This window comes from Kitasatospora sp. NPDC023120 (assembly GCF_055560835.1).
In genome coordinates, this window is the sequence record NZ_JBVHHY010000014.1 from 20,911 (window position 1) to 43,403 (window position 22,493).

Annotated in this window: 23 protein-coding genes; 7 read left to right on the forward strand and 16 right to left on the reverse strand. The window is 73.0% G+C overall.

The features are described 5' to 3' along the window. Positions 1 to 39 precede the first annotated feature (39 nt). The 5 genes from ACZ3TI_RS21295 to ACZ3TI_RS21315 form a co-directional block, all read right to left on the reverse strand. On the reverse strand, positions 40 to 195 hold the full coding sequence (locus ACZ3TI_RS21295) for a hypothetical protein (RefSeq protein ID WP_465728365.1): 156 nt from the start codon (positions 193 to 195) through the stop codon (positions 40 to 42). Between the two features lie 69 nt (positions 196 to 264). Next, positions 265 to 882, reverse strand: a complete 618-nt coding sequence (locus tag ACZ3TI_RS21300; protein ID WP_465728367.1) for a hypothetical protein — start codon at positions 880 to 882, stop codon at positions 265 to 267. 549 nt (positions 883 to 1,431) lie between these two features. Continuing rightward, a complete protein-coding gene (locus ACZ3TI_RS21305) occupies positions 1,432 to 2,055 on the reverse strand; it encodes a class I SAM-dependent methyltransferase (protein ID WP_465728369.1) in 624 nt (207 codons plus the stop codon). Beyond that, the gene (locus tag ACZ3TI_RS21310) at positions 2,052 to 2,570 is read right to left on the reverse strand and encodes a hypothetical protein (RefSeq protein WP_465728371.1); all 519 of its coding nucleotides are present in this window, start codon (positions 2,568 to 2,570) and stop codon (positions 2,052 to 2,054) included. The genes ACZ3TI_RS21305 and ACZ3TI_RS21310 overlap by 4 nt, the downstream gene beginning before the upstream one ends. 42 nt (positions 2,571 to 2,612) lie before the next feature. Continuing rightward, positions 2,613 to 2,843, reverse strand: coding sequence for a hypothetical protein (locus ACZ3TI_RS21315; protein WP_465728373.1), 231 nt, complete (start codon positions 2,841 to 2,843; stop codon positions 2,613 to 2,615). A gap of 126 nt (positions 2,844 to 2,969) precedes the next feature. Here ACZ3TI_RS21315 and ACZ3TI_RS21320 point away from each other — a divergent pair, with 126 nt between their 5' ends. Further along, a complete protein-coding gene (locus ACZ3TI_RS21320; protein ID WP_465728375.1) occupies positions 2,970 to 3,611 on the forward strand; it encodes a hypothetical protein in 642 nt (213 codons plus the stop codon). Here the strand turns inward: ACZ3TI_RS21320 and ACZ3TI_RS21325 are convergent. The 3 genes from ACZ3TI_RS21325 to ACZ3TI_RS21335 all read right to left on the reverse strand — a co-directional run bounded on the left by ACZ3TI_RS21325 (position 3,602) and on the right by ACZ3TI_RS21335 (position 8,419). Further along, on the reverse strand, positions 3,602 to 5,785 hold the full coding sequence (locus tag ACZ3TI_RS21325) for an acyltransferase family protein (protein ID WP_465728377.1): 2,184 nt from the start codon (positions 5,783 to 5,785) through the stop codon (positions 3,602 to 3,604). The genes ACZ3TI_RS21320 and ACZ3TI_RS21325 overlap by 10 nt on opposite strands. A gap of 190 nt (positions 5,786 to 5,975) precedes the next feature. Beyond that, positions 5,976 to 7,712: a glycosyltransferase family 2 protein gene (locus ACZ3TI_RS21330; protein WP_465728379.1), complete on the reverse strand. Its 1,737-nt coding sequence runs from the start codon at positions 7,710 to 7,712 to the stop codon at positions 5,976 to 5,978. Between the two features lie 140 nt (positions 7,713 to 7,852). After that, positions 7,853 to 8,419 (reverse strand): GNAT family N-acetyltransferase, encoded by a 567-nt coding sequence (locus ACZ3TI_RS21335; protein WP_465728381.1) that lies wholly within the window; start codon positions 8,417 to 8,419, stop codon positions 7,853 to 7,855. A gap of 280 nt (positions 8,420 to 8,699) precedes the next feature. On the opposite strand from ACZ3TI_RS21335, the gene ACZ3TI_RS21340 reads away from it, so the two are divergent. Continuing rightward, the gene (locus tag ACZ3TI_RS21340) at positions 8,700 to 9,605 is read left to right on the forward strand and encodes a lysozyme (protein WP_465728383.1); all 906 of its coding nucleotides are present in this window, start codon (positions 8,700 to 8,702) and stop codon (positions 9,603 to 9,605) included. Between the two features lie 90 nt (positions 9,606 to 9,695). On the opposite strand, the gene ACZ3TI_RS21345 is transcribed toward ACZ3TI_RS21340, so the two are convergent. The 4 genes from ACZ3TI_RS21345 to ACZ3TI_RS21360 all read right to left on the reverse strand — a co-directional run bounded on the left by ACZ3TI_RS21345 (position 9,696) and on the right by ACZ3TI_RS21360 (position 14,661). Further along, on the reverse strand, positions 9,696 to 11,387 hold the full coding sequence (locus ACZ3TI_RS21345) for a S53 family peptidase (protein WP_465728385.1): 1,692 nt from the start codon (positions 11,385 to 11,387) through the stop codon (positions 9,696 to 9,698). A 197-nt stretch (positions 11,388 to 11,584) separates the two neighbouring features. After that, on the reverse strand, positions 11,585 to 13,420 hold the full coding sequence (locus ACZ3TI_RS21350; RefSeq protein ID WP_465728387.1) for a M1 family metallopeptidase: 1,836 nt from the start codon (positions 13,418 to 13,420) through the stop codon (positions 11,585 to 11,587). A 132-nt stretch (positions 13,421 to 13,552) separates the two neighbouring features. Beyond that, complete coding sequence (locus ACZ3TI_RS21355; protein ID WP_465728389.1) at positions 13,553 to 13,939, reverse strand: hypothetical protein; 387 nt, start codon at positions 13,937 to 13,939, stop codon at positions 13,553 to 13,555. Between the two features lie 92 nt (positions 13,940 to 14,031). Next, positions 14,032 to 14,661 carry a maleylpyruvate isomerase N-terminal domain-containing protein gene (locus ACZ3TI_RS21360; RefSeq protein WP_465728391.1) on the reverse strand — a complete coding sequence of 210 codons (630 nt, stop codon included), beginning with the start codon at positions 14,659 to 14,661 and terminating at the stop codon, positions 14,032 to 14,034. 218 nt (positions 14,662 to 14,879) lie between these two features. On the opposite strand from ACZ3TI_RS21360, the gene ACZ3TI_RS21365 reads away from it, so the two are divergent. From ACZ3TI_RS21365 to ACZ3TI_RS21380, 4 genes are all read left to right on the forward strand, one after another. After that, positions 14,880 to 15,542: a LysE family transporter gene (locus ACZ3TI_RS21365; RefSeq protein ID WP_465728393.1), complete on the forward strand. Its 663-nt coding sequence runs from the start codon at positions 14,880 to 14,882 to the stop codon at positions 15,540 to 15,542. A gap of 206 nt (positions 15,543 to 15,748) precedes the next feature. Next, a complete protein-coding gene (locus ACZ3TI_RS21370) occupies positions 15,749 to 16,486 on the forward strand; it encodes a TetR/AcrR family transcriptional regulator (protein WP_465728395.1) in 738 nt (245 codons plus the stop codon). Between the two features lie 106 nt (positions 16,487 to 16,592). After that, positions 16,593 to 16,937 carry a hypothetical protein gene (locus ACZ3TI_RS21375; RefSeq protein ID WP_465728397.1) on the forward strand — a complete coding sequence of 115 codons (345 nt, stop codon included), beginning with the start codon at positions 16,593 to 16,595 and terminating at the stop codon, positions 16,935 to 16,937. Positions 16,938 to 16,952: 15 nt separating this feature from the next. Continuing rightward, positions 16,953 to 18,026 (forward strand): M14 family metallopeptidase, encoded by a 1,074-nt coding sequence (locus ACZ3TI_RS21380; protein ID WP_465728399.1) that lies wholly within the window; start codon positions 16,953 to 16,955, stop codon positions 18,024 to 18,026. An 88-nt stretch (positions 18,027 to 18,114) separates the two neighbouring features. Here the strand turns inward: ACZ3TI_RS21380 and ACZ3TI_RS21385 are convergent, their stop codons facing one another. The 4 genes from ACZ3TI_RS21385 to ACZ3TI_RS21400 all read right to left on the reverse strand — a co-directional run bounded on the left by ACZ3TI_RS21385 (position 18,115) and on the right by ACZ3TI_RS21400 (position 21,513). Further along, positions 18,115 to 19,482 carry a hypothetical protein gene (locus tag ACZ3TI_RS21385; RefSeq protein WP_465728401.1) on the reverse strand — a complete coding sequence of 456 codons (1,368 nt, stop codon included), beginning with the start codon at positions 19,480 to 19,482 and terminating at the stop codon, positions 18,115 to 18,117. Positions 19,483 to 19,488: 6 nt separating this feature from the next. Next, positions 19,489 to 20,262, reverse strand: coding sequence for a hypothetical protein (locus ACZ3TI_RS21390; protein ID WP_465728403.1), 774 nt, complete (start codon positions 20,260 to 20,262; stop codon positions 19,489 to 19,491). 18 nt (positions 20,263 to 20,280) lie between these two features. Then, complete coding sequence (locus ACZ3TI_RS21395; RefSeq protein WP_465728405.1) at positions 20,281 to 20,544, reverse strand: ABC transporter permease; 264 nt, start codon at positions 20,542 to 20,544, stop codon at positions 20,281 to 20,283. 342 nt (positions 20,545 to 20,886) lie between these two features. Further along, positions 20,887 to 21,513, reverse strand: a complete 627-nt coding sequence (locus ACZ3TI_RS21400; RefSeq protein ID WP_465728407.1) for a TetR/AcrR family transcriptional regulator — start codon at positions 21,511 to 21,513, stop codon at positions 20,887 to 20,889. Between the two features lie 184 nt (positions 21,514 to 21,697). Here ACZ3TI_RS21400 and ACZ3TI_RS21405 point away from each other — a divergent pair, with 184 nt between their 5' ends. Next, a complete protein-coding gene (locus tag ACZ3TI_RS21405) occupies positions 21,698 to 22,456 on the forward strand; it encodes an SDR family oxidoreductase (protein ID WP_465728409.1) in 759 nt (252 codons plus the stop codon). The last annotated feature ends 37 nt before the right edge of the window (positions 22,457 to 22,493 follow it).

A 22,493-nucleotide genomic window follows, 5' to 3' on the forward strand; every position in this document is an offset into this window, starting at 1 on the left:
AAGTCGGCCCAGCTGACTCCCTGCGCACGGCGGCGCCGCTCAGCGGTCTGCCGCACGACCCCGGGAGGCGCGAACCGCGGCGATGACGACTGCGATCACGATGGACGCCAGGAACAGCGTCACCGCAGGCCACAGTGGATCGCCCTCGACGAGTGCGGTCGTGAGCACGCGGAAACCGGAAGCGATGATTTTCATGCGCGTACCGTAGCGCCCACCGCCTCGAATCGGAACGCAGAGTTCCGCTAACGGGAATCCCCTGGTCGATCAGGCCGCAGAGCGGCGCCGGAACGCGACAGCCGACAGGTCGGCGGCGACGTCGACGGCTTGGTAGCCGTAGGTGTCCGCCGCGTCGACGCGCAGCATGAGGCAGAACCGGTCGACGGACTCGATCTCCTTCAAGAGGATCCTGTAGTCACGTTTGAGCAGGTGCACCGCCGCACGATTGGCGATCGCCGACTGCCCCATGATCACGAGAACCGGCTGTGCGGACCGGGGCGTGGTGAACTTCGCGACCAGGGCGTGGTCCGTCCGCCCTTGCTCGTGGATGTAGCGCCGGCCGTCGACGGTGAAGTCACCATGGTGATCGACCTGCACGCCCGGCAGGTGCCGTGCCACGTATTCGACGTTGCGCCGGTTCGATCCGAGGCCACCGATGCTGAGTTCGGCGCGGTCTCCGTTCAGCTCGGGTGCTTCGGCGGCAACGAGGGAGAACGCGCAGCCCGCCTCCTCGGCGAGCATCGCGAGCTCGATGATCGCGTAGACATCACTGTGCTCGGTGACAGCGGGCATCTGCCAGTGGCTGTTCAGGATGATGACGCACGGTACGCCGGGCCGTAGACCGAGGAGTGCCTGCTTCTGATGCAGGATGCGAGCGGTGCTCACCCGTCTCCAAGCCCACACGGACCCGCCGCTGACCACGCTCGTGACCAGCCCGATCACGAGATTCAGTACTGCATCCGACACGAAGCGCCCCCGCCCTCGTCCTGCCGACCGATCCGACCCGATCCGACCCGGCCCGATGGCCGGTGAGCCAGCCTACTGATCAACGGCCAAGGCAGCACGGTGGTTTGGCGACGACGTCAGGGCCTCCGTCTCGACCCGCACCCGCTCCGGCGGGTTTCCCGCCCGACCTCCGCGAGCAAGCGGTCGAGCAGACCGAACCCGGCCCCCGCTCCCAGCAGTCCCGATCGACAAGGCCGACCAGCACGGAGGCCCCCGCCGCCGGACGGACCGCCCCGCAGGCCGCCAGTCGGCCGGAACCGTCGAACGCGCCGATCGCCACGGCGCCCTCGGCGAAGAACCGGCGCTCGAGGACGGCCGGGGCCACGGCTGCCGGCAGGCCGCCGTCCCGGTCCACGCACCGCCGCGCGAGCTCCGCGACCGCGGCGGGCTCCCGGACGGCCAGGGGCGCCCACGCGATCCGATCCGTCGTCATGAGACGGGCGCTCCCTCGCGCTCCCGCTCGAACAGCAGCTCGGTCCAGCGCACGCCGACCCGTCCGTGCAGGTCCGGGCGGGTGGTGCGGTGGAGGAGGCGCAGGCCGCGGGCGGTGGCGAGGTCGATGGTGTGCTCGGGCGGGAGGTCGAACATGCGGCGCCCGGGTGGGACGGGGCCGTGGCGGAGGGTGAGGGCGAGGCGGCCGCCGGGGGCGAGCAGGGCGGCGAGCGCGTCCATCGCGGGCGGGCACTCGGCGGGGGCGAGGTGCATCCAGACGGCGGTGAGCAAGACGAGGTCGAACTGCTCGCCCTCGGCGCGGAGTTGCGGCAGGCCCGGCAGCGCGTCGGCGACCCAGCGGATGCCCGCGTCCGGGTGCAGCCGTTCGCCGACGGCGCGCAGTTCGGGGGTCGGTTCGGCGGCGACCACGCGGTGGCCGAGGGCGGCGAGGGCGGCCGCGTCACGGCCGGTGCCGGCACCGATGTCGAGGACGGCGGCGGGCGGCGCCGGGTAGCGGTCCAGCAGTTCGCGGTGGACCTCGGCGAAGCTCACGCTCTCGTACTGGACGGCGAGTTGCTCGGCCGCCTCGCCGTACCCCGCCGTACTCGCCAACTCGCTCACTGCGCCTCCCGCTCTGCCGTTGACTGTGCCTCCCGGACGATCACCGCGTCCCCGGCGGCGGCCGCGCCGGCGAAGAAGTCCCGCAGTTCGCGCAGGTCGTTGACGACCCGGACGGCCACGGACTCGGACCAGGGCGACGGGTAGCCGAGGTGCGCGGCCGTACGGGCGAGCACGCTGTGCTGCTGACGGACGAGTTCGCCCAGCGCCGAGTCGCGCAGGAAGGTTGCGGCCGCCGCGACCTGCTCGGGGCGCAGCACGGGCATCTCGGTGCCCGGCTCGCGCCGTCCGCCGCCGTAGACGGGGAGGCGGGCGGCGGGGTCGGGGTGCAGGCCGTTCTCGGTGAGCGCGAGTTCCATCAGGACGGCGGTGCGCCGGACCCCGAGCGCTAGTCCGGCGGCGGCCAGCCGGTCGTACCGGACGTCGCGGTCCCGGGGCACGAGTTCGCCGAGTTCCTCCGGCGAACTTGTGTCCACGGCCTGACCCGGCAGTCGGCACCAGAAGTGATCCACACTCACCCGCTCAGCCTAACCACGTCACGACCGGTGTGGAGCGGTGGATCAGGCCTCGCCGGGGTGCCACGCGGGCCACTCCCAGGGGCGGTCGGCCCACTGGACGCGCTGCGGGTCGCGCGGGTCGAGGTCCGGGAAGAGCTGGTGGATGCGCGGCTCGAGCTCCTCGGGCCCGAGCGGCTCCCAGCCGTGGCCCTCGAAGTGGACGAGGCGGTAGCGGCTGTCGGTCCGGAACTCGGCCACCTTGACCAGGGGTTCGGTCGTACTGTTGGTCTCCATGAGCCCAAGCATGGGGCGCGGCGGCAATCAGCGCCCGTCCGGACCCCTCTTCCGGGTCATGTCCCCGCGTCGGTGTGCTCGTTGAGCACGGAAAGGTAGACGGGGGGCCGCTGGAAGGACGAACACATGACTGGGCAGCCCACCGGAGGGCAGTGGCAGTGGCCGCAGGACGCGTGGCAGCCCCCGCCGGTCCCCACGACTCCCCCGCCGCCCCCCGCTCCCGCCCCGCCGCGGCGCCGCCCGCGCAGGGTGTGGGCGGCTGCGGCGGTCGGGACGGGTGCTCTGCTGGCGTCCGTCCTGGTGATGTGCGGGCCGGGGTCGGGCGACGTCCTGAGCGTGACGGCCCTGCCGGAGGCCTCGCCGTCCGCCACGGATCCGGCCTCCCACCTGCTGCCGGTGCCCCCGCCGCCCGTCACGCCCTCGCCCTCGCCCTCGCCGCTGCCGCCCCCGGTACCGGGAGGCGGGACGGCGGGCACGGCGGAAACGGCGGGAGCGCCGGGCGGAGCGGGAACCGCGGCGACGGCGGCCGCTCCCGGGGGCGCGGACGTCCAGCACGGGTCGGCGAGCCCGCGCCCGAAGCCGGGGCACAGCCCGCGGGCCTCCGCCTCGGCGCGCGGGACGTCGGGCGCGCCCGCCCCGGCGGGTCCGGGGTCGGGCGTGTCGGTGCCGGGCGCCGGCCCGGGCACCATCTGCGACCAGGCCGAACGCATCGGCCGCTGGCCGGCCGGCTCGGAGCAGGCCCGTCTCTGCCGCAGCGTCTACGGCTGAGCCGGGACGCCGGCACCCCCTGATGCTCCGGGAGTCCCCGGGGCCCCGACGGCGGTCGCCCCCAGCAGCCCCTTGTCCAGCCGGGGCGCCAGCACCCGCGCCAGCGTGTCGGTGATGTGCCCGGTGTCCCGGTACAGCACGACGCCTTCCAGCACCGCCGGGCAGGAGGGCCCGGTGCCGGGGCAGAGCAGCGGACCGAGGTCCAGGGTGCGCACGCCGTACCGGGCGGCGAGCCCGCCGTCCAGCAGCGGGTCGGGCTCGAAGGCGGTGTCTCGCGGGAAGAAGCACGCGTCCGAGCGCCCGTCGGAGGCGGCCAGGCAGGTCGGGATGTCCTTGCCCGGCATCGGGGTGTCGCCGAGGTAGGCGAGCGGGGCGCCGAGCGCGGTGAGGCGGTCGAGGGTGCGGGTCCAGCCTTCGGTGCGCTCTTCGGGGCTGCCGTAGCGGTTGAGTCCGGCCATCAGGACGAGGCGCGGTGTGGGCCCGGAGGTGAGCCGGGTGAGGGTGTTCTCGCGCCAGCGGTGGCACTCGTCGAAGGTGCGGCCGAGCACGTTGTTGCGCACGGTGAGGGTGGCCAGCGGGCAGCCGGGCTTGACCAGGACCTCCAGTGCCCAGTGCCGCTGCTCGGCCATGGCGAGGGCGGCGGAGATCCACTGCCCGGCGTGCGAGTCGCCGATCAGCACGATCCGGTCGGGGCTGTCCTCGGCGCCGAAGCGGCAGCGCGGGCTGCTGTCGGCGTTGAGCGGGATCTCGCAGCCCTTGCCGGGTGGGAAGTCCTCGCGGGCGCGGGCCAGCGAGGGTGTGAGGGCGAGCACCCGGATACCGGGGGCGAGCAGGCCGGGCCCGTCGACGGCTCCGGCGGGGGCCGCCGTGGGCCCGGCGGAGGGGTCGCCGAGGGCGCGGACGGTCCCGCCGCCGAGGGTGAGCGCGGCGATCAGCGGGATGACCAGGGCGCTCGCGCCGACCGCGAGCCCGCGCCGGGGTGCCGGGCTGCTGCCGTACCGCAGCGGCTGTTCGACCAGGCGCAGGGTGAGCCAGGCGGGCATCGCACTGGCGGCGGTGAGCGCGACCAGGGTGGTCCAGGGCAGCGCGCCGTACCGGGCCTGGGCGATGGTCAGCACCGGCCAGTGCCAGAGGTACCAGGCGTAGGAGAGGCGCCCGGCGGCGCGCAGCGGGCGGGCGGCGAGCAGCCGCCCGGCGTCGAGGGCGCGGAGCGGGCCGTGCCCGGCAAGCAGGACGGCGGCGGTGCCGAGGACGGGCAGCAGCGCGGCGGCGCCGGGGAACGGGGTGTCGCGGTCGTACAGGAAGAGCGGCGCCAGGACGCCCGCCAGGCCGAGCCAGCCGAGCACCCGCAGCGACCACTGCAGCGACCGCTGCACCGGCCGTTGCACCGGGCGGCGCTCGGTGCCGGCGGCCAGGGCGCCGCCCAGCAGGGCGACGCAGGCGCCGGCCGCGAACTCCCAGAGCCGGCTGCCGGTGGAGAAGTAGGCCAGCGGCGCCGAGGTCTGCGTCCAGCGCAGGCAGAGCGCCAGGGAGACGCCGCCGATGCCCACCGTGGCGAGGGTGAGCGCGAGGGTGCCGCGCCGCCCGTGCAGGTAGCGGGCGAGGCCGAGCAGCAGGACGCCCCAGAGCAGGTAGAACTGGTTCTCCACGCCCAGGGACCAGAAGTGCTGCAGCGGGCTGGGGTCGCGTTCGGCGGCCAGGTAGTCGGTCTGCCGGCCGACGAAGCGCCAGTTGGCGAACTGGCCGGCGGAGGCGATCAGGTCGCGGGCGAGGTCGGTGCCGCGCAGCGGGTCGAGCAGCGCGCCGCCGGCGACGGCGGTGGCGACCAGGACGGTGGCGGCGGCGGGCAGGATGCGCCGGGCGCGGCGGGCGGCGAAGTCCCACAGGCCGAGCGGGCGGCCGATCAGCAGGCCGGTGATCAGGAAGCCGGAGATGACGAAGAAGACGTCGACGCCGACGTAGCCGCCGGTCACACCGGGGACGGCGGCGTGGAAGGCGAGGACGGACAGCACGGCGATGCCGCGCAGCCCCTCGATGTCGAGGCGGAAGGCGGCCCGCCGGCGGGGCGGCCCGCTCTCGGCGACGGCGGCGCCCTTCGGGGCGGCGACTTCCCGGTCCGCCCTGTCCACCCGGTCCATCCGGACGACGTCGGGCAGCAGGTCGGGTGCGGGCACGGAAGCGGATGCAGGTGCGGACGGTGAGGACGACGGTGGTACGGCCGTTGGCACGGCGGCGCTCCTTGGCAGGGCTGGCAGCGGTGGTCGGGCCCGCCGGGCCGATGGGGCGGCCGGGCGGGGTCCGCGCCGGTGGGGCGACGCGCAAGGAAACTCGATGACGAAGCGGTCGAGGAGAATTGACTGAGTATCAGAAGATCAGCGGGTCGGCCCAGCCGGACGCCAGCAGCCCGCAGAGCAGCAGCACGGCGGTGACGGCGACGGCCTCGGCGCGTCCGAACCCGAGGTCGGAGCGGCTCCGTACGGGCGCGGCGACCTCGCCGACGGTGGCGTCCTTGCCACCGTTCGCACCGTTCAGGAGCGGCCACAGGGCGCTGATCAGCGGGATCATGGTGTAGGCGGTGAGCCCGAGCAGTGCGGCGAGCGCCCAGTACGGCCGCCAGCCGTGCAGCAGCGCGGCCCGGACGAGTCCGGCGGCGCCGGCGAGGACGACGAACCCGAGCCAGCCGACCCCGATCCGGGCGACGGCGCGGGCGAGTGAACTGCCGCCCGACACGGCGCCGGTGGGCACCCAGTCGGCGGAGCGGCGGCGCAGGGCGTGCGCGATGGCGACCACGTGGCAGAGCCCGCCGAGGAGTTGGACCCGGGTGACCTCGAAGCGCCACCGGGTACGGGACATCGCGGGCAGCAGCACCAGGGCGACCCAGATCGGGGGCAGGAAGGGGAGCACCTGCCAGGGCTGGATCTCCTCGGGCCGGAAGAACAGCATGATCAGGGCGGGCAGCGGCACGGCGAACACGTTCACGGCGCTGGTGAGGTAGCCGAGTATGCCGTTCCAGAAGCAGAGCCGGGCGGAGCGGGGCAACGGGCCCTTGCGGAAGTCCGGGTCGCGGACGAGGGCGAGCGAGCCGAGGCACCAGCGGTACTGCTGGCTGATGAAGGCGGGCAGGCCGGTGGGCGACATGCCCTTGGCGACCAGCGCGGGCACATAGCGGGTGGACCAGCCGGCGCGGGCGAGGGCGAGGCCGGTGTAGAGGTCCTCGCTGTGGTCGATCTCGGCGAAGCCGCCGATCCGCTTCAGCGCGGCGCGGCGGTAGAGGGCGTTGGTGCCGCAGCAGACGGTGCCGTCCTGCGCGTCCCGGGAGGGCTGGATCCAGCGGTAGAAGATCTCCTGGGTGGCTCCCGCGGCGCGTTCGAGCCAGGACATGTCGGCGTCCGTGTCGAAGCACTGCGGGCTCTGCACGATGCCGACCCCGGGGTTGTCGAGGTAGGGCCCCAGGTGGTGCAGGAAGTCGGGGCGGGGGCAGAAGTCGGCGTCCAGGACGGCGACGATCTCGCCGGTGCCCTCGGCCAGGCCGTGGTTGAGGTTGCCGGCCTTCTTGAAGCGGCCCCGGTCGGGGCGGGCCCGGTAGCGGAAGCCGTAGGACTCGGCGAGGTCGCGCACCTCGGGGCGGTCGGCGTCGTCGAGGACCAGGACGGTCAGCTCGCCGGGCCATCGGACGGCGGCGGTGTGCCGGTAGGCGTTGTCGAGGACGGCCAGCGGTTCGCCGGCGGTGGGCAGCAGCAGGTCCACGCTCGGGTGGCGGGCGGGCTGCCAGGCGCGCATCAGCAGGTCGTGCGAGTCGCGGGTGAAGCGGCGGGCGCGCTGGCCGTCGGCGAGCGAGAGCAGCCAGGTGGCCGCGTTGAGCACGGTGAGCACCAGGAACGGCCAGAGCAGCGGCTTGCTGAGGGCGAACAGGCCGAGCGTGGCGGTGGCTCCCGCGTAGGAGAGGGTGGCACAGAGCAGCACCCAGCGGCGCTGCGGGCCGAAGTACCAGTAGAGCTCCTCGTCGTCGGGCGGGACGGGCAGGCGCAGGCCGGGGTCCGCGGGTATCCGGCGCGGACCGGCGTCGGGTGCGGGCATGGCGGTGCCATGGAGTACGGGCATGCGGAAATGGCCCCCTGGGCATCGGACGGAACGTGGCCGTTCGCGACCCAGCCTCTCACATTGGCCTAGACCAATCATGAACGAGGTATGACATCTCCGCATCGCCCCAGCTCAGCGACTTGACGCCACATCAGCCGACTTCAGGCGGCCTTCAGCTCCTTGACCAGGTGCTCGAACCGGAGGTCCGGCCGCTTCGGGATCCCGAAGCGCTCGTCGCCGTACGGGAAGGGGCTGAACACGCCGGTCCGGCGGAAGCCGCGCCGCTCGTACCAGGCGATCAGCTCGGCGCGCTGCTCGATCACCGTCATCTCCATCTCGCCGACGCCCCACTCCTCGCCGGCCACCCGCTCGGCCTCGGCCAGCACGGCCCGGCCGACCCCGCCGCCCTGCAGCCCGGGGCGCACCGAGAACATGCCGAAGTACGCCCGCCCGCCGCGCCGCTCCAGCTGGCAGCAGGCGACCAGCTCGCCGTCGCGCTCGGCCAGCAGCACCAGCCCCTCGGGGTGGCCGAGCGCCTCCGCGACGGCCTCGGGGTTGGTCCGCCGCCCGCCCAGCAGGTCGGCCTCGGTGGTCCACCCGGCACGGCTGACGTCGCCCCGGTACGCGGACTCGACCAACTCGACGAGGGCCGGGACGTCGGCGGGTGTGGCGGTCCGGAACACGGGCTCCCCGACGGGCCCGGCAGTGTCGGTGGCGCTCTCGGTCATGGCTGGTCCTCTCCTCCGTGCTGGGGCGCCGGCCGGGACGGCGGGCACCCGGGCATCGTGTCACAGCGCCCTGGTCGGCCCCGGGGCCGGGACCGGCCGGACCGGCGGCGCGGGGTGCCGGCCATGGCGGTCCGGCACATGTGACAGCGGTTCACGATGGTGCCGAAGTTGCCTGGCGCCACTGGCGGGAGGATGGCTACTCTTCGGTTCGGCCGACGCCAACGTCCGGCCGTATCAGGCCCGTTGGGCCCATTCCCGCACCGGAACCAGAGGAGTGTCCATGCCCCGCTCTTCCCGCTCCGCCCGCACCACCGGTACCGACCGCACCACCGATACCGACCGTCCCGCCCGCCGCCGGCTGCCCGCGCTCGCCGCACTCGCCGCCGCGACCGCCCTGGTCGTCGGCGTTGCCGCCCCGGCGTACGCGGCCGAGCCCGCCCCCGTCGCCCCGGTCGTCGAGGGCACCGCCGCCTTCCACCCGGACCGCGACTTCGCCGGCTCCACAGTCGCCGCCCACGAGGGCCGCAGCACCTCCGCCCCCTTCGCCTCCCTCGCCGCCACCCAGACCCCCGGTCTGGACGTCGCCAGCTACCAGGGCAACGTCAACTGGTCATCGGTCGCGGCCAACGGCGCCAAGTTCGCCTACGTCAAGGCCACCGAGGGCACCGGATACACCAACTCCTACTTCGCCCAGCAGTACAACGGTTCCTACAACGCCGGACTGATCCGCGGCGCCTACCACTTCGCCCTGCCGAACAGCTCCTCGGGCGCCACCCAGGCCAACTACTTCGTCGACCACGGCGGCGGCTGGTCCGCCGACGGCAAAACCCTGCCGCCCGCCCTGGACATCGAGTACAACCCCTACGGCGCCACCTGCTACGGGCTCAGCCAGAGCAGCATGGTCAGCTGGATCCGCTCCTTCAGCGACACCGTGCACTCCCGCACCGGCCGCTACCCCACCATCTACACCACCACCAGCTGGTGGACCCAGTGCACCGGCAACTACGGCGGCTTCGGCACCACCAACCCGCTGTGGATAGCCCGCTACTCCTCCACCATCGGCACCCTGCCGAACGGCTGGAGCTACCAGACCATCTGGCAGTACGCGGACTCCGGCACCTTCCCCGGTGACCAGAACTACTTCAACGGCGCGACCGACCGCCTGAAGGCCCTCGCCCTGGGCTGACGCACGAGCCGGTGGGCCCCCGTCGCCGGGACGGGGGCCCACCGGGTGCGGACCGAAGAGGATTCACAGGGCCGTGAGGCCGCCCGGGGTTCAGAGGGCCTTGAGGCCGTCCAGGAGCTCCTGGCCGCCGGGGCTGCCGAAGCCCGTGCACGGGTCCCAGCCGGGCCCGGAGGCGAAGGCGCCGTTGCTGCCCTCGGTGACGTCCCGCAGCACGTCCGTCGCCAACTTCGCGTACAGCAGCGGGTTGAGGAAGCCGACCTGGGCGTTGCCGGGCAGCGCCTGGTTGATCCGGGCGAGCAGGGCGGACCACATCGGGGCGGCCGCGCTGGTGCCGCCGATCTGGTGGAAGTTCACGCCGTCCACGCTCGGCACCACCACCCCGGTCCGGGGATCCGCGAGGGCGGCCACGTCCGGGACCCCGCGCCCGCGCCGGTGCGGCGGGTTGACCGAGGGCGGCACGTGGACGCCGGCCTGGTACGGGGGCACCGGGAAGATCGCGCTGACGCCGCCGCCGGTCCGGCTGCCGGGCCCGTCGTCCCAGACGGTCTCGCTGACGACCAGCCCCTGGCGCGCCACCAGCCGGGTGCCGCCGACACCGAGGACGTGCGGGTCGGAGGAGGGGTAGTCGGCGTGGGCGCGCTCGTCGTCGGCCTGGTCGCGGGAGCCGTCGTCGCCCGAGGCGCAGCAGACGGTGATGTTCTTCTCCGCCGCGCTCGCGAAGGCCCGGTCGATCCGGTCGACCGCGCCCGCGGTGAACAGGCTTCCGGAGACCAGCTCGGGGTTGCCGTAGCTGCAGGAGATGATCGTGGGCCGGTTCTCGGTGTCGTTGACGATCCGGGTGATCACGTTGACCCAGCCGCGCTCGGTGAACTTGGTGAAGTACACGACGATCTTCGCCTTGGGGGCGAGGGCGCCGACCACCGCGAGGTCGAGCATGATCTCGCCGGTGGTGTCGGCGGTCTCGAAGTCGGCGTCCTGGCCCGGGTCGTTGCCGGGGCTGCCGACGTTCGGGATCACCACGTTGGTGATGTCGGGCATCGACTGGTGCAGGACGTTCTCGAAGTAGTTCCGCAGGGCGTCGAGCGAGTAGCCCCCGGAGGGGACGCCCGGCGGCGTGTCGCCATTGAAGGCGAGCACGGCGATGCACTGACCGGAGCCGTCGGTGCCCTCGGGGTAGGCGTACGGCTTCTGCAGCGCCGGCGGGAGGAAGGCGCCCGGCCGGACCACGGGGGTGGCGGCGCGGGTCACCGGGATCGCCTGGGTGGCGCGCCGGATCAGCAGGCGGGAGCCGATCGGCCGGTCGTCCAGGCCGAACACGCCGGTGACGATGCCCTTGAGCTCGGCGGGCACGTAGACCGGGCCCTCCCGGCCGCGGTAGACCTGCGGGTTGCCCTGGGCGTCCTGGTAGCGGTAGCGGGCCAGGGTGACCCGGAAGGCTTCGGCGACGTCCTCGGTGGTGCCGGTCAGGTCGACGCTGCGGGCCAGCGGGTCCTCGTCGGAGGGGGTGAGGCGGTGCTCGGCGGCGAAGGCCTCGAGCGTCTTGAGGTCGGTGTCGCTCCAGCGGTGGGTGGCGGCGTACTCCTGGTCGGTGGGCACGGTACGGCGGGTCGGCGGCTGCAGCGCCAGCTCGTACACGTCGGGGCGCGGGGGCGCATCGGGGTCGCGCCGCAGGTAGACGGTGACGGTGAGGGAGGTCCGTGGATTGGCCGGTCCGATGACCCGCGCCCCGGTGAGCGGAGCGCGGGAGCTGTCCGGCAGCGCCACGTAGTGGTTGCTCGACATGATCGCTCCAGCGGTCGGGTCGACGCCGGGAGCTCGCGACGGTTGGTCGTGCGCTTTCGACTGTCCGTATACGGCACACGCTTATGTCGTACACGGACAGCGTCTCCCCGATCCGGGGGCGACGTCAAGCGGCGCCGGGCACTGCCGGGCGGTGCCGGCCCCGGCCCCGGCCGTAGCCGGGGCCGGCACCGGGGCGGTCAGCCCTCGATGCGGTGCTGGGTCCAGAAGGAGCTCAGGTCCACGGTGGTGGCCGCCTGGGCCGCGGCCTTGAACTCCGCGGTGGTGGACACGCCGTACCAGTGCGCCTGCGCGTAGTTCCGCAGCATCGTGGTCATCGCGGTGTCGCCGATGGTCCGGCGCAGCTCGTGCAGCGCGCACTTGCCGTAGCCGTAGACGACCGTGGAGTAGCGGGAGGAGTTGGCGTCCCAGTAGGCCATCGAGTTGCTGATCTTCTCCGCCGAGGAGGCCCAGGAGACGCTGTTCCAGCAGCCGTTGCCGGTCTTGCCGAGGGCGAGGTCGGTGGCGTAGTCGGTGAAGGCCTCGTCCAGCCACGGGTTGTTGTACTCGTCGTCGCCCACGATGCCGTACCACCACTGGTGGCCGATCTCGTGGGTGAGCGCCGTGGTGCTGACCAGGTCGAGGACGAAGCCCGGGTACTCCATGCCGCCGAACCAGAAGTTGTTGTCGATCACCGCGTCCAACTCGCCGTACGGGTAGGCGCCGAAGCGCTGGGCGTGGGCGTCGACCGCCGAGGTCGCGGTGGAGAGCATCGACTTGGAGTCGGCCGCGCTGATCCCCGCCACCGAGTACACGTTGACCTTCACCCCGGCCGCGGAGGTGCCGGAGATCCTGGTGAACGGCCCGGCGCCCCAGGCGAAGTCGCGCACCTTGCTCGCGGTCGCCTTGGTGACGGTCCGTCCGGCCGCGCCGGGGGTGTCCACCGAGGTGCCGGTCGCGGGCACCAGTAGGCCGCTCGGGTGGTCCAGGGTGACGGTGAAGTCCGAGGCCACCGAGTAGAAGGACTCGCCGTTGTTGGTGTATGGGTCGAGGTGCCAGCCGGTCGCGTCGCGTATCGCCAGGACGGGCAGGGCGTTGCCGACGAAGTTGTACGCGCCGTCGTGGCCGAAGCGGTCCGCGCCGCTCGGCACGGTGATGCCGAGGTCGAAGCCGACGGTGCCGCTCTGGCCCTGCGCGAGCGGTGCCGGCAGGGTGATCTTGAGTGCGGTGCAGTTCACCGTGAGCGGGGAGGGCGTGCCGCCGGTCACGTTGGTCACCGTGATCGGGGTGCTGGGGCAGCTGCCGTGGGCGTTGTCCCACAGCCGCAGGTACACCTCGTTCAGCGGGGTGGGCGAGGCGTTGCTGAAGGACACGCTCTCGTGGCCGGTCCAACTGCCCCCGGAGGCGTCGCTGGTGAGGTCCACGGTGTACGCCGGCGCGACCGGGGTGCGGGTCGGGTCGCCGGGCTGGGGCGGGGTGGTGCCGCCGGAGGCGTCCAGGGTGACGTCGTCCAGCACGAAGCTGGTCTGCAGGCTGGAGTCCTCGACGCCGGTGAACGCGAGCGTCGCGGTCTGGCCGGCGAAGGCCGAGACGTCGACGGTCTTGTGCACGTACCCGTCCTTGGCGTCCAGGTTGGAGTAGGTGGCGAGGGTGGTGGAGCCGAGTTTGACGGTCAGTTTGTCGTAGGCGGTGCTGCCCGTCGTCTCGGCGGTGTCGATGTGCAGCCAGAACCCGAGCGTCGCGGTGCCGCACCCGGCGGGGAGGGTGACGGACTGCGAGAGCGTGTCGGTGTGGCTGGAGCCGTAGCCGTCGAGCCAGGCGTAGGAGCTGCCGGAGTGCGCGCTCTGGCCGCTGTCGGCGGTGATCGCGCCGCTCGGCGCCGTCCAGGACGAACTGCCGGACTCGAAACCGCCGTTGGCCACCACCTGGGCGGGTGTGCAGTCCGCGGCGCTCGCCACCGTGGGGGTGGCGAGCACCGCGAGGCCGGTCGCCGCGAACAGGGCGGCGCCGGTCAGGGCAGGCAGGAGTCTTCTCATCGGAGCCTCTCGTGGGGGATCGGGCCGGGAGCAGCAGCGTGACAGCAAACCCGCACCTTTGAAAGGCTCATGACACCAACGGCCCCGGTCCCACCGGGGACCGGGGCCGAGGACCGACCGAGGAAGGAACGATCAGCGCGGGTCGACCAGCTCCGGGGCGAAGACCGTGCCGAGCGGCTCCGGGCCGACGTACTGCTGGCAGTTGCAGGGCCGCGCCTCGTACTGCAGCGGGCGGCGCTCGGCGTCCCACGCGGTCGGGGCCTCGACGACCTCGTGGCAGCGCCCCTGCTTGTCGTGCTTGGCGAGGTGGTGGGTGCAGCCGCAGACCGGCTCCGGCGGCCGGTTCGCCGCCTCCAGCGCGGCGGTCCGGCGCTCGGTGGCGGCGAGCAGCTCCATCTTGCGCTCGTGCCGCACCTTCAGCGCCTGCCGGGCGTCCTTGACGATCCATCCGCTGCCGTACAGGACGACGGGCAGCACCCACCAGATGCTCAGCAGGTGGTCCACTGATTCTCCCCCCATCGGACCTATTCCAGCTGCTGATCATACTGCTGACCAGGGCCTACCGGCCCCCGCCGGACGGAGGGAGCGGCCGACCCGACGCCGGCGGGCGGTCAGCGGATGACCGGCAGCACCGCCGTCGCGCTGCGGCCGGTCGCCGCCTCGATGAAGGCCACCGGGTCCGCGACCTCCGTCAGCAGGACGCTGGTCGCCCGCAGGGCCGCGTCGGCGGGCGGGGGGCCGCCGACGGCCGCGGTCAGGTCGAGCAGGTGGACGGTCGCCTCCATCAGCGCCACCTCACCGAGCGCGCCCAGCCGCACGCTGCCGAGCAGGGGGTGCGCCACCGTCGTGTCCGGCGGCAGGTCGGCGAGTCCGGCCAGGGCGGCCGGGCCCTCGACCCCGAACCGGGCGATCAGCACGGCGGATTCGGTCCGCCCGGCGACCTCCCTCGCCGCGTCCGCGATCTGCCCGGCCGCGGTGTGCGCGAGGCCACCGGGGCGGTTGTAGGCGCGCAGGATCCCGGCCCCGGTGGCGATCTCGGGTGGCGCGTCCAGGACGGCCCCGCGCAGCCCGGTGAACATCTCCGGCACCGGCGCCACGTGCGTGTACAGCTCCCGGACGGTCCACGCGGGCAGCCGGGTCGGCCGGTCCCAGTCCTCGGCTCCCAGGGCCGCGCCGCGTTCCGCCCAGGAGCCCCACACCTCCGCCAACAGGGCGCGCGTCGTATCGATCTGACTGGTCATCGGCTCTCCCGGGATCACAGGTCACGGAACGGCCCACGCTACCCGGCGCCCCACCGAAAAGCGCCCACGGAAAACCACTTGCCGTCCCCCCACCCGGCCAGCAGGATCCCGCCCATGACCGACTCCCCCGCCCGCCCGCTGCCCGTGACCTCCGCCGCCCGTACGGCCGTGGTCCGACAGCAGCCCTGCCGTCCCCGGAGGCCCGACGCCGCACGCACGTGAGGGCCGCGCTGGTCGCGGGGCTGCTCGCCGGGTACGGCGTCGCCGTCCCGGTCGGGGCCGTCGGGTCCTACCTCGTCGCGCTCACCGCTCGCACCTCGCTGCGCACCGGCGCCTGCGCCGCCCTCGGCGTGGCCGCCGCGGACGGGTTGTACGCGCTGCTCGCGGCGGCCGGTGGCGGCGGCCTCGCACCGCTGCTGGAACCCGCCGCCCGACCGCTGCGGATCGGCTCCGCCCTGGTGCTGCTGACGCTGGCCGCCCGCACCGCCCACGCCGCGCTCCGCAGCCACCCCGGGGCCGCCGGAAAGCCGGGTCGCACGCCGGGGCAGGCGCCCGGGACGACGCCGGAGCAGGCGCCGCCGACCCCCGCCCGGGCCTTCCTCACCCTGCTCGGGATCACCCTGCTGAACCCGCTCACCGTGCTCTACTTCACCGCCCTGGTCCTCGGCGGCGGGGGCCGGGACGAGGCGGCCGCCGGCTCCCTCGCCAGGGCGGTGTTCGTCGCCGCGGCGTTCGCCGCCTCCGCGAGCTGGCAGCTGCTGCTCGCCTCGGGCGGCGCGCTGCTGGGCCGCGCACTGACCGGTCCGCTCGGCCGACTACTCACCGCATTCGGGTCCTCCGCCCTGGTCGCCGGGCTCGCCCTCCGACTACTGGTCGGCTGACCAGCGAAATCGCCGGAATCACAGATCGGTGGAGCAGCACCCGTTTACGCCTGATTCATACCTTGTATCCTGGTCCTGTATCCGCTGAGTGACATCAGCTGCGGACGGATCCGCCCGCAGCGGATCCGGCGCAGAGCCCCCGCCGGTCCGCCCGACCGGCTCTGGCACGGCCGAGGACACCGGCACCGACCCGGAGGAGTGCGGACATGGTTGAGCGGGACGGCACCGAGAAGCGGGGGCGGCTGAGCCGGCCGCTGGTGCTCGACGCCGCCGTGGCACTGGTGGACCGCGAGGGCCTGGCCGCCCTGACCATGCGCAGGCTGGCCACCGAGCTGGGCGTCGAGTCGATGGCCCTGTACCGCTACACCCCGGGCAAGGAGGCCCTGCTCGACGGGCTGATCGAGGCCTACTTCACCCAGGTCAACGACCGGCTGCGGACCAGCGCCGCACGCGACCCGCGCGAGCCCGAGCGGCACCGGGCCGAGTGGCGGCTCGAACTGCGCCGGATCACCCGGGCGTTCGCCGACGTCGCGCACGCCCACCCCGAGATCCTGCCGCTGGTCGCCGCCCGCCCGCTGACCGTACCGGTGGCGCGTCGGCCGGCGCCGGTGCTCGAACTCACCGAGCACATCCTCGCCGTGCTCGGACTGGCCGGCTTCGACGACGCGACCGCGCTGACCGTCTACCGCACCTTCGTCGCCTGGAACCTCGGCTGGATGCTGGTGGACAAGCGCCAGGTGGTCGACAACCCGGAGGAGCCCGACCCGGCCCTGCGTCTGGGCCTGCACCGGCTGCCCGCCGCCGAGTACCCGCGGCTGCGCGCCCTGGTGCCCCGCTTCGCCGACTTCGACAACGAGAACGAGATGCTCAGAGGCCTCGACAGCCTGCTCGACGGGATGCCACAGCCTCCCCTTGACGCGTTCTACGGCGGCGGCGCATCCTGAGGGATACGAGGTACACGTCGGACATATCCGCCCAGATCGGCGCCGCCGAGCGAGCCGCCCGGAACCGCTCCGGCCACGCTCCGGCGGCGCCCGGAAGAAGCCCCCCATGTCCGCCGTTCCGAACGCATCACCCCAGGACGCGACACCCCACGACGACATCCTGCGCCTCCACGTCACCGCCAAGGACCCGGAGGCCCTGCGCGCGCTGCTGCACGAGACCCGCGCCGACATCGGTGGACGCCCGCACGTCGAGGCGGACGGCCGCATCGGCGTCGACGTCTACACCACGGCCGACCGGATCCCGGACCTCGAACGCGAGGACGTCACGGTCACCCGGACCGGCAACGCCAGCGAGGCCGGGCGCGCCGCCCAGGCCGAGGTCGGCAGTGGCGACCGGTTCGCCCCCGACGACGCCTTCCCGCGCGGCCTGGCCGCCAAGCTCGCCGACTGACCCGGGAGACCCGTCATGCCGTACCTGAACGTCACCGAGGTCGAATCCGCCGTGACCAGCCTGGCCACCGCCTACCCGGACCTCACCCAGCTCATCACCCTGCCCGAGACCACCGTCGAGGGCCGCACCGCCCACGCGCTGCGGATCGGCGAGCCCTCGGACACGCCCAAGCCGTGCGTGATGATGATCGGCGGCGTGCACGCCCGCGAGTGGGGCAGCTGCGAGATCCTCATCCACCTCGCCGCCGACCTGCTGGAGGCCCACCGCGACGGCACCGGCCTCGGCTACGGCGGCACCACCTTCACCGCCGGCCAGGTCAGCGGCCTGCTCCGCCGGCTCGACCTGGTGGTCTTCCCCCTGGTCAACCCCGACGGCCGGCACTACAGCCAGACCGTCCGGCCGATGTGGCGCAAGAACCGCAACCCGGCCAACGCCGGCGGCAACCCGGACGGGGACTGCGTCGGCGTCGACCTCAACCGCAACTACGACTTCCTCTTCGACTTCGTCACCGCCTTCGACCCGAACGCCAATCCCCGGGTGTCGAACGACCCCTGCGACCCGCAGACCTACGCCGGGCCGAGCGCGTTCTCCGAGGCGGAGACCCAGAACGTCCTCGCGCTGCTGGAGCAGTTCCCGCTGACCCAGTGGTTCATCGACGTGCACAGCTACTCGCAGGACATCCTCTACAACTGGGGCGATGACGAGAACCAGTCGGTCGACCCCGAGATGAACTTCCGCAACGCCGAGTACGACGGCAAGCGCGGCGTGCCCAACGACCTCGCGTACGCCGAGTACATCCCCAAGGACGACGAAGACGCCGCCATCCTGCTCTCCGAGGCGTTCTGCAAGGGCCTCAACGGCGTGCGCGGCCTGACGTACAAGCCGATCACCGGCTTCCACCTGTACCCGACCAGCGGGACCAGCGACGACTACGTCTACTCCCGCAGCTTCGCCGACCCCGACGTGGGCAAGGTGCTCGGCTTCACCATCGAGTGGGGCACCGAGTTCCACCCGCGGTGGGCGGAGATGGAGGAGATCATCCGCGACGTGGACGCCGGGCTGGTGCAGTTCTGCCTGGCCACCGCCTGACGCACCCCGCGGCATACACCCGAGCCACAGTGCCCGACAGCAGGGCGCCCGCCACGATCGCTCGTGGCGGGCGCCTTGGGGTGGGTGCTCAGGCGGCCCGGTGGAAGAAGAACGGGTCGATGGACGGCGGGACCCTGGTCAGGCTGTCCGTGCTGAGCAGTTGATGGGTGGTGAAGTTGGCGTTGCGCTGGTACGTCACGCCGACCGGGAAGTTGGCCGGGTCGGGGGTGTTGTTGCCGGCGAACACGCCGTAGAAGTCCTTCCCGACGGTGATCATCCTGATGTAGTCACCGAGGTACGGCAGCTGCCCCCGCGCCGGCGGGACGTCGCCCGGGGCCTGGTGCAGCACGTGGCTCTCGACGTTCCGGAAGTCGTCGTCGGTCAGCTCCAGCACCGTCGACCACTGGTTGGTGACCAGTCGCTGGTAGACCAGCCCGACCAGACCGTCGGTGTTGACCGCCAGCGACGGGTTCTTGCCGTTGATCACGTCCTGGCGCGCCGCGGACCAGGACTGCCCCCGGTTCACCGAGTGCCGGGTGTGGAGCACGTAGTCGGTGGGGCCGGTCCCGCCGATGTTGTCGCAGAAGGCGACCCACAGACTGTTGGAGTCCCTGGGATCCACCGCGATCGAGAGGTCCGCTCCGGTGCGTTCCTGACCGAGCGTCCGCATCAACGAGTTGAACCGGACCTTCCGGCCGGTCTCGACCCGCTGGCCGACCTCGCCGTCGGCCGAGTCCAGGAGGTCCTCGAAGGGGTTCGGTCCGATGCCTCCCTTGTCGTCGCGGGTCACCACGACGTCGAAGGTGAGGAGGTCCCCCGGAGCATCGTCGGTGAAGCTCTGGAACGCGATGTAGACGGTGCCGTCCGGGTGTGCGGCGATCCGCACCGCCGGCCCGTCGCCGATCACGCCGGCACGCCGGTCGAGCTGGACGGGCGCGAACCCGGCCGGACCGGGCCCGGTACCGGCGTCACTCGAGACGTCCACGGTGGAGGTGCCGCCGTCGTTGCTGCCGACGTACACCCGGTCGCTGCTGTGGCCGTTCACCGCAACGGTGGTGGCGACCACCCAGGGCTGGTCCTCCTCTCCCCGGTCGACGAGGACGGTCATCGGCGCGGTCGCGGTGACCTTCGGCATGCGCAGGACCTGCAGGTCCGTGGTCCGACCGTTGAGGATTCCGGTGTAGAGTCGGCCGCCCTGTGCGGCGAAGCCGACGCTGATGTCATGGGTGCCGAGGCTCCCGTTGCCGGGGACCACGCTGTTCAGCACCCAGGTGTCCCCGCCGTCGGTCGAGACGTAGACCGGAGCGAACGCGCCGCCCATCGGATCGGGAGTGAAAGCAGTCGCGACCATCTCCTTCGGATTCTCCGGATTGACCGCGATGTTGGGCTCACTGTCCAGGAGCTGGTCTCCACTCAGCGCCTTGGGAGTGATGTTGACGACCTTGATGGTGGGCATGTCGGCTCACCTCTCTGCCCGCAGCACGTCGAGCTTCTGCACCGGCTGGTAGTCGTCGGGGTGGAGCAGCTGATAGGGCGCCTGCTCGGCCGCCCCGGCCGTCGCGGCGTGCAGCAGCCAGACGCCCAGCTGCCCGGGCATCGGCTTGGGCACCCGACGCCAGCGGATGTCCTCGCTGCTCGGGTAGAGGACGGAAATCCGGCCGGGATCCGCCTGCCCGGACTCGACGTGCGAGACATCGATCGTGGCGCGCCACCAGTGCGGGGCGTGCTCGGAGAATGAACGCAGGCCGAGGTCCTCCAGGCCGACGACGCTGCCGACCACCACCGCGTCCGCCCCCGCCGCGTGCGCGGCGATCTCCTGGTCGCGGATCTTGCGCTGCACCGAGGAGAACGGCAGCTCGTCGGCGGTGGTGGCGGCGAGCGAGACGTGGTGCTGGACGGCTGCGGCGGGCAGCCGACCGATCTCGGTGACTCCCAGGCCTTCGCCGTAGACCAAGCCCTGGGTGAAGAAGGCCGCCGTTTCGCCGACCTGCATCGGGTCGGCGTCGGCAGCCAGTTGGACCGTGACCTCGCTGCCCGCGAGCTGTTTGAAGGCGTCGGGCGCGTGCAGCACCTCGCTCACCTTCACCACGGCCGTCCGTTCATTGCGGTCCTCGACCGGAATGGCCGCGAGCGAGGTCCCGCCGACCCGGGTCACGGTGCCGCGGAAACTGAGCGGGGCCTGCCGGACGAGTTCGGTGATCCGCTCGTGGTCGACGGCCGGTGTTGCGTCGGTCATGACGATCCTCCTCTCCCGTCACCGCACGGTGCGGACCGAGGAAGGGCGCGCCCGGCGCCACTCGATCCGCGCGGCCGTGGCGCAGACCGCGGTGACGGCGGCCGCCAGCGCGACCACGAGCCACTCCGCGGCCCCGCTGCCGGCGTCCGGGTCGGTGCCGAAGAGCGTCTCGATCCACTGTGGCCACACCACAGTGAGCAGGAACAGCAGCCCGGAAAGCCCGCCGAGGGCTGTCTCCAGCCAGAAGCGGGGCCGGACCGGATTCGATTGTCGGAGGGGCATCGCTGCACCTCCCCTTCTCCAGCCGCCCGGGCCGCGCCGCGACGCAGCACGCGCCGCACCCGTGCCGCCGCGCAACGGCGGCGGCAGGGCTCGGCCGGGCCGGCCCGGGTCGGGGTCGGCTCCCGTCGGCGCCGCCGGTCGGGGGCGTGGTCGCCGCGGGAGGTGATCTGCTTCGATCCGCAGCGCCGGGGGCTGCGGTGGGAGTGCGTCGGGGAGGGGCTGGCGGTGTCACCCGGTGTGCCGGTCCCTGCGCTGTACGCCTACGAGGCACACGTACTTCGTATACGAGTCTGCTCGCCACCCCGTGGGCAGGTCAAGGGACCGGTCGGCCCGCTTTTCGCCTCAGACCCGGGCGCCGAGCATCCGCAGCACCAGCTCGCCGTAGCGGCGGCCGAGTTCCTCGGGCGTCTCGGTCGAGCGGTCGGTGTACCAGCGGGAGACGTCGATGCCCAGCGAGGTGACCGCGCGGGCCGCCGTCCGCACCTCCGAGACCTGGAAGTCACCGACTGCCGCGCCCGCCTCGATCAACACGCTGACCTCGCGCTCGATGTCCAGCCGCAGCGCCGCGACCACCGCGTAGGCGTCCTCGGGCAGCGCGTGCAGCTCGTAGTTGACCACCCGGCCCACCGTCCGCGCCCGGGCGTGCCAGGCGGTGAACTGCTCGACCAGCCGCCGCATCCGCTCCGCCGGACCACCCTCGCCGGCCACCGCCTCCCGGACCAGGGCCAGCGTGGCGGCGTGCCCGGCCTGGCTGATCTCGGCCAGCAGCGCGGCCTTCGACTGGTAGTGGATGTACAGCGCGGCCGGGCTCATCCCGGCGGCGGTGGCGATGTCCCGGGTGGTGGTGGCGTGGAAGCCGCGTTCCGCGAACGACTCGACGGCCGCCTGGAGCAGCCGGTACGCCGCCTCGGGGCGGGTGTCGGCGCCGGGCAGGGTCGGCCAGAGGTCGGCCATCGGGGTGCTGGTCATGGCGTCATCCTCGCAGAAGACTCGAACCGGAACTCGTACAGGCTTTCCCGTCGGACCGCCGGGGCATCGGACGGACCGGGCGGACGGCGAGCGGACTGTTGACAGGCTCCCGCACCGACAGCATGCTGAGCAAGCGCTTAGTCAGCTAGTGGTCGAGATCCTCGCGCGAAAGGCAGGACGCTCCGTGGTGCACTCCTTCAAGGGCCGGGTGGCCGTCGTCACCGGATCGAGCCGGGGCATCGGCCTCGGCATCGCGCGCGAACTGGTCGACCGCGGCGCCAAGGTCTGCCTCACCGCCCGCAACCCCGAGCCGCTGGCCGAGGCCGTCCAGGACCTCGGCGGCCCGGAGAACGCCATCGCCGTCGCGGGCAAGGCCGACGACCCGGCACACCAGGAGGAGGCGATCGCCCGCACCCTGGAGGCCTTCGGCCGACTCGACCACCTGGTCAACAACACCGGCATCAACCCGGTCTACGGGCCGGTCCTGGACACCGACGAGGCCGCCGCCGCCAAGATCATGGCCGTCAACGTGCTCGGCCCGCTGGCCTGGACCCGCCGCGCGCACGCCGCGTGGATGGGCGAGCACGGCGGCTCGGTCGTCAACGTCGCCTCGATCGCCGGCATCCGCGCCTCCGCCGGGATCGGCATGTACGGCGTCAGCAAGGCCGCGCTGATCCGGCTCACCATCGAACTCGGCGCCGAGCTGGGCCCGCAGGGCATCCGGGTCAACGCCGTCGCGCCCGCCGTGGTCAAGACCAAGTTCGCCGAGGCGCTGTACGAGGGCCGCGAGGAGCAGGTCGCCGCCGCCTACCCGCTCGGCCGTCTCGGCGTCCCCGAGGACATCGCCGGCGCGGTCGCCTTCCTCCTCTCCCCCGACGCCGGCTGGATCACCGGGCAGACCCTGGTCGTCGACGGCGGCGTCACCCTCGGCGGTGGCATGTGACGGCCACCGACTCCGCCGACCGGGGCGTCGGCCGGCC

Excerpts from the sequence above, each read along its gene's own strand:
- ACZ3TI_RS21360 (WP_465728391.1), bottom strand. The coding sequence starts at position 14,661 with ATGACCAGTCAGATCGATACGACGCGCGCCCTGTTGGCGGAGGTGTGG.
- ACZ3TI_RS21400 (WP_465728407.1), bottom strand. The coding sequence starts at position 21,513 with ATGACCAGCACCCCGATGGCCGACCTCTGGCCGACCCTGCCCGGCGCC.
- ACZ3TI_RS21380 (WP_465728399.1), top strand. The coding sequence starts at position 16,953 with ATGCCGTACCTGAACGTCACCGAGGTCGAATCCGCCGTGACCAGCCTG.
- ACZ3TI_RS21390 (WP_465728403.1), bottom strand. The coding sequence starts at position 20,262 with ATGACCGACGCAACACCGGCCGTCGACCACGAGCGGATCACCGAACTC.
- ACZ3TI_RS21355 (WP_465728389.1), bottom strand. The coding sequence starts at position 13,939 with ATGGGGGGAGAATCAGTGGACCACCTGCTGAGCATCTGGTGGGTGCTG.
- ACZ3TI_RS21335 (WP_465728381.1), bottom strand. The coding sequence starts at position 8,419 with ATGACCGAGAGCGCCACCGACACTGCCGGGCCCGTCGGGGAGCCCGTG.
- ACZ3TI_RS21340 (WP_465728383.1), top strand. The coding sequence starts at position 8,700 with ATGCCCCGCTCTTCCCGCTCCGCCCGCACCACCGGTACCGACCGCACC.
- ACZ3TI_RS21315 (WP_465728373.1), bottom strand. The coding sequence starts at position 2,843 with ATGGAGACCAACAGTACGACCGAACCCCTGGTCAAGGTGGCCGAGTTC.
- ACZ3TI_RS21395 (WP_465728405.1), bottom strand. The coding sequence starts at position 20,544 with ATGCCCCTCCGACAATCGAATCCGGTCCGGCCCCGCTTCTGGCTGGAG.
- ACZ3TI_RS21350 (WP_465728387.1), bottom strand. The coding sequence starts at position 13,420 with ATGAGAAGACTCCTGCCTGCCCTGACCGGCGCCGCCCTGTTCGCGGCG.
- ACZ3TI_RS21330 (WP_465728379.1), bottom strand. The coding sequence starts at position 7,712 with ATGCCCGTACTCCATGGCACCGCCATGCCCGCACCCGACGCCGGTCCG.
- ACZ3TI_RS21370 (WP_465728395.1), top strand. The coding sequence starts at position 15,749 with ATGGTTGAGCGGGACGGCACCGAGAAGCGGGGGCGGCTGAGCCGGCCG.
- ACZ3TI_RS21345 (WP_465728385.1), bottom strand. The coding sequence starts at position 11,387 with ATGTCGAGCAACCACTACGTGGCGCTGCCGGACAGCTCCCGCGCTCCG.
- ACZ3TI_RS21375 (WP_465728397.1), top strand. The coding sequence starts at position 16,593 with ATGTCCGCCGTTCCGAACGCATCACCCCAGGACGCGACACCCCACGAC.
- ACZ3TI_RS21320 (WP_465728375.1), top strand. The coding sequence starts at position 2,970 with ATGACTGGGCAGCCCACCGGAGGGCAGTGGCAGTGGCCGCAGGACGCG.
- ACZ3TI_RS21295 (WP_465728365.1), bottom strand. The coding sequence starts at position 195 with ATGAAAATCATCGCTTCCGGTTTCCGCGTGCTCACGACCGCACTCGTC.
- ACZ3TI_RS21385 (WP_465728401.1), bottom strand. The coding sequence starts at position 19,482 with ATGCCCACCATCAAGGTCGTCAACATCACTCCCAAGGCGCTGAGTGGA.